Consider the following 4476-nt stretch of genomic DNA (forward strand, 5'->3'; position numbering starts at 1 on the left):
CAGATGCGAAGAGCCGTTAATTCAGGCCGTCTCGCCGCCGTTGGAATCGCCTCATTCGTGAACGCCACCGCCCGCCTCGGTGACAGTCAGTTTGCTTTCTGCTTACCTCGACTAATGGGTTGAGTAACCCTACTTATCGCGGTTATCCCGAATTCGGGACAACAAGGACAAAGCCAGCACCGAGAACACCGTGGCGCACGTGGCGACTTGGGTGATCGCCGGCCTGCGGGACCGGACGTTTCACACGGTGCCCGAACTGGCAGAGGCGATCGGTGAGCGGATGGACGCCTATAACCGCGAACCGTTCCAGAAACGCCCCGGCTCGAGACTGAGCGTGTTCACCGCCGAGGAGCGCCCGCTGCTCACGCCGCTGCCGGCGGTGGCGTTCGAGATCAGCCGGTGGCTCTACGGCCGGCGGGTGGGCCGCAACGGGCACGTGGTGTTCGAGCGGAACTTCTACTCCGCCCCGCTGGCGCACATCGGCTCCAAGGTCGATGTGCGGATCACCGCCCGCACGCTGGAGATCTACCGCGGCACCGAGCGGATCTCCAGCCACCTGCTGCTCCCAACTGGAGCCGCCGGGCAGTACCGCACCAACGACGCCGACCTGCCCGCCGGCCGCCAGTACCAACAGTGGGATGCGCCCCGGGTAAGGGAGTGGGCCGAGCGGGTGGGGCCAGCGGCGGTGATCGTGGTCAACCGGATCTTCGAATCCGTGCCCGTCGACGAACAGGGCCTGGACGCTGCCCTGGCGGTGCTGCGCCTTTCGCGGCGGTTCTCAGCAGAGCGCGTCGAAGCCGCCTGCGCCCTGGCGCTGACCGGGCCGGTGCGCTCACCCCGCTACGCGCATATCCACCCGATCCTGGCCACCGGCCAGGACAAGACCGCAGCCCTACAGCCACGCACGAAGCCCGAGCAGGCCGGCGGCTACGTCCGCGGCGCTGACTACTACGCCAGGAGTGCCCGATGAGCTGGCAACTAGGCGTACTTGGTACGCCTGGTCCGGTGATCCGGTACCGCGGTTCTGGCGACCCGGTACCGGCCCGTGGGTGAGGCGGGCCGGAACCGTGGCCGTGTCGGTTACTCCCAGTAGCCGGTAGTCGCGCGGGCTTGGTCGTCGCGTTGGCGGCGCATGTCGACTTCGCCGAGGTTGATCTCGCGGGCGTTGTTGGCCAGCCGGTCGACGATGGAGTCAGCGGCGACCCGGTCGGGCAGGGCTTCGAGCCAGTACGCCGGCCGGGACTGTGAAGCGATCATCGTCGGCAACCTGTGCTCCCGGTTGGCCAGGACGGCGAACAAATCGTTGGCGGCCTCGGGATCGATGCCCACGGTGAGGAAGTCGTCGATGATCAGCAGCTCCACGTCCGAGAGGTCGTTGAGCATTTTCTGGTGGCGAATCCCGTCGCCGCGGGCGATGACCAGCCGCCGGGCGAGTTCGTCCATGCGGGCGTAGGTGACGGTGTGCCCGTTCTGGCAGGCGGCGATGCCGATCGCGCAGGCCAGGTAGGTTTTCCCACCGCCGGTCGGTGAGAGGATCAGCAGGTTGGTGGGGTCTTGTCGCCAGTGGTGCCCGGCGTAGCGTTTCATCCGCACCGGGGTGATCCCGCGTCCGTCCTGGTAGTTGATCTCCGCGATCGAGGCCTGCGGGATCGGGAACTTCGCCGCTCGGATCAGCTTGTCGATCCGGTGGGCCTGGCGCTGGTCCAGGGCGTCGTCGACGGCGGTGAGGAAGATCTGCTCCGGGGTGAGTTCGTCATTGGCCTCATCGCTGATGAGCTCCTCGAACCGGGTCGCTACGTGGGTGATGCGCAGATTGCGGAACTTCTGGTGATCGATCTCGGTGAACATCACACGCCCTCCCCGCTGCGGCCGCGCGAGTAGTGATCGGCCGAGCGGACTTGAATCGCGCCGTCGTCTCGGGTTCCGGCCGGTGGCGGGGGCTTTCGTGTGGCCGCCGCCGGGACCACGGGTCGGGGCGCTTTGCCGTCGGAGTCGATGGTGGCCATGACGCGTTTGAGCACGCTGTAGCTCCCGGCGCCGTTCTGGTTGAGCAGCACTTGGCAGGCAGCCTCGAGCCGCTGCCGACTGCGCTTGCCCAGGGTCTCGAGGATGTTCTGGCAGTCCAGGTAGCCCTGGGCCTCGATCACGTGACGGTCCAGGATCTGGGCGATCACTTTCTCGGTGGCGGGGCCGAACCCGCGGGCGCGGTCGGTGAACCACTGCCTCGACCACAGACCATCGATGCCCTGGTGCTCTTTCGGGGCGTGCGCGAGCACCGTGGAGTACTGGCCCTTACGACCATGGCGCCGGGGGTGCACGCAGACGACCTGGTCGCCATCGAAGATCGTCACAGATTGTGCGGTCAGGCGGACCCGCAGCAGTTGACCGGCGAAGGTGTACGGCACCGAGTAGTACTGCGACTCGCAGGAGATGTGATAGTTCCGCCCGACTTTGAGCTGCTTCCACTCCACCGTGGCGAACCCGTCGTCGGGCAGGACGCCCAGCAGCGGCGCCTCGTCGGATTCGAACCGCTCCCACCGGGTCGTGCCGTCAGCCCGACGGATGACGGTGTTGATCTCCGCGACACGGTCGTCGATGGCGGCGTTCAGGGCCTCGACGGTGGTCCAGACCTCCTCGGCGAGGTAACCGATGACGCGCTTGTTGACCACGTCCACCGCGGACTCTACGGCTGCCTTGTCGCGGGGTTTGCGCACGCGAGCGGGCACGATCGCGGTGCCGTAGTGGTCGGCCAGCTGCTGGTAGCGGGCGTTGACTGCCCTGGCCGCTTCGCCCTTGGCCTGTCGGTGGGTGGCGGTGGTCGGGTTGTCGGGCACCACCATCTGGGGCGCCCCGCCGAAAAAGTCGAACGCCGCGACGTGGGCGTCGATCCAGGACGGGGACTTCATATCGGTGAAGCCGCGGCAGAACACCGCACCGGAGTACGGCAGCACCGCCACGAACAGGTACAACTTGGTGATTTCCCCTGTGACCGCGTCGAGGACCTCGAGGGTGTCGCCGGCCCAGTCGACCAGCATCGTCCGACCGGGTTCGTGATGCAGTGTGGCCACGACGTCCTTGACCCGTGCGTGCTCGCCGAACAGGGCGCAGTACTGCGAGTACCCGTACTTCTTTCCGGCTCCGGTGGGGTCGGCGAGGTACTTTCCCCACGCCTGCTGGATGGTGAAGTGCCGATTGAACTTCATCGACGCCAGCACCCGATCAAAGTCGGGCTTGATGTAGTCCTCCGAGACGCGTTTGCGCCCGTCGGGGAACATCTCGGCGATCTCGGCCGGATTCATCAACGCCGCTTGGCCGGCAGTGATGCCGTAGGCGGTGATCGTCTTCTTCACCGCCGCGATCTCCCGCCGTGAACACCCGACGGCCGCGACGATTTCGCTGTAGCTATGCCCGGCAAGCGCCAACGTCATGATGGCTTTGTAGTCGGCCATGCAGCCTCCTCAAATAGGAACAGACGGCGCAGTCGCGCCGCCTACCTTGAGCAGACCACCCCGGCTGCCCCGAGGAGTACCAAGTCGTCAGAATCGCGGTACCGAATCGCCGGACCGTAAGTACCATCTGGCCCTATCTGCCACGATGAGCAGCATCGATAGCGAGACCAAACGCAAGCTCCGCGAAATGGGCGCCCAGCCACTGCTCGAGGCGATCGAAGCGCAACACGACGACCACGTGGTCGGCATGAGTTTCGGCGAGCGCCTGCAGCTGGTCGTCGACCACGCCCACGAGAGCTTCAACCATTCCAAGATCGACGGACTCATCCGCCGGGCCAACCTGCGCTACCCAGCAGCCGATCTGCGGCGCGTTGACCTGGTCGAGGAGCGCGGCCTGGACCGGGCCATGCTCGCGCAGCTGGCCACCTGCTCGTTCATCCAGCGCCAACAGAACGTCGTCTTCCAGGGCTTCACCGGCTCGGGCAAGTCCTACCTCGGCTGCGCCCTGGCCAAGCAGGCCTGCCAGCACCGCTTCCGGGCGCACTACATCCGGATGCCCGACCTCGAAGAAGCCTGGGCCCTGGCCAAAGACCGACCCCAGGGCCAGAACAAGTTCCTCAAGAAGTACGCCGCGTTCTCCCTGCTGGTGATCGACGAATGGCTCCTCGACCACCCCGACGAGACGATCAGCAGAATGCTCCTCGAGCTCCTTGAGCGGCGCTACGACACCGGGTCGACCGTCTTCTGCACCCAGTACCCCAAGAAAGACTGGCACCAGCGCCTGGGCTCCGGAGTGCACGCCGACGCCGTCATGGACCGCATCGTCCACAACACCCTCTGGATCGACACCGGCACCCACAACATGCGCGAACACGCCGCCGCGAGTCAGTAAGTAATCCCCGAGACGGGGCCGGTGGTCCCCACAGACGCGATCACCGGCCCCCAACGGCAATACTGCTGGCCCCCAAACGCAATATCCGGTGGCCCCCAAACCTCCAAATACTCACCTGGGCTTGCCTCGCCGCGG

Annotated in this window: 4 protein-coding genes; 2 read left to right on the forward strand and 2 right to left on the reverse strand. The window is 66.1% G+C overall.

Annotated features, from left to right (window positions below; all coding sequences use genetic code 11):
• The first annotated feature begins 199 nt into the window (after positions 1–199).
• The gene (locus tag H483_RS27050) at positions 200–970 is read left to right on the forward strand and encodes a hypothetical protein (protein ID WP_152427910.1); all 771 of its coding nucleotides are present in this window, start codon (positions 200–202) and stop codon (positions 968–970) included.
• A gap of 110 nt (positions 971–1080) precedes the next feature.
• Here H483_RS27050 and H483_RS27055 read toward each other — a convergent pair whose 3' ends face one another.
• Together H483_RS27055 and istA are read right to left on the reverse strand one after the other, a co-directional pair.
• Complete coding sequence (locus H483_RS27055) at positions 1081–1848, reverse strand: ATP-binding protein (RefSeq protein ID WP_017836425.1); 768 nt, start codon at positions 1846–1848, stop codon at positions 1081–1083.
• On the reverse strand, positions 1848–3449 hold the full coding sequence (gene istA / locus H483_RS27060; RefSeq protein ID WP_017836426.1) for an IS21 family transposase: 1602 nt from the start codon (positions 3447–3449) through the stop codon (positions 1848–1850). The genes H483_RS27055 and istA overlap by 1 nt, the downstream gene beginning before the upstream one ends.
• A gap of 145 nt (positions 3450–3594) precedes the next feature.
• On the opposite strand from istA, the gene H483_RS27065 reads away from it, so the two are divergent.
• Positions 3595–4341, forward strand: a complete 747-nt coding sequence (locus tag H483_RS27065) for an ATP-binding protein (RefSeq protein ID WP_031264744.1) — start codon at positions 3595–3597, stop codon at positions 4339–4341.
• Positions 4342–4476: the final 135 nt, after the last annotated feature.

The organism is Dietzia sp. UCD-THP, assembly GCF_000349585.1.
In the GTDB taxonomy this organism is placed as follows: Bacteria; Actinomycetota; Actinomycetes; order Mycobacteriales; family Mycobacteriaceae; genus Dietzia; species Dietzia natronolimnaea_A.

Coding starts and splice junctions, on each gene's coding strand:
- H483_RS27055 (WP_017836425.1), bottom strand. CDS start 1,848: ATGTTCACCGAGATCGATCACCAGAAGTTCCGCAATCTGCGCATCACC.
- H483_RS27065 (WP_031264744.1), top strand. CDS start 3,595: ATGAGCAGCATCGATAGCGAGACCAAACGCAAGCTCCGCGAAATGGGC.
- istA (WP_017836426.1), bottom strand. CDS start 3,449: ATGGCCGACTACAAAGCCATCATGACGTTGGCGCTTGCCGGGCATAGC.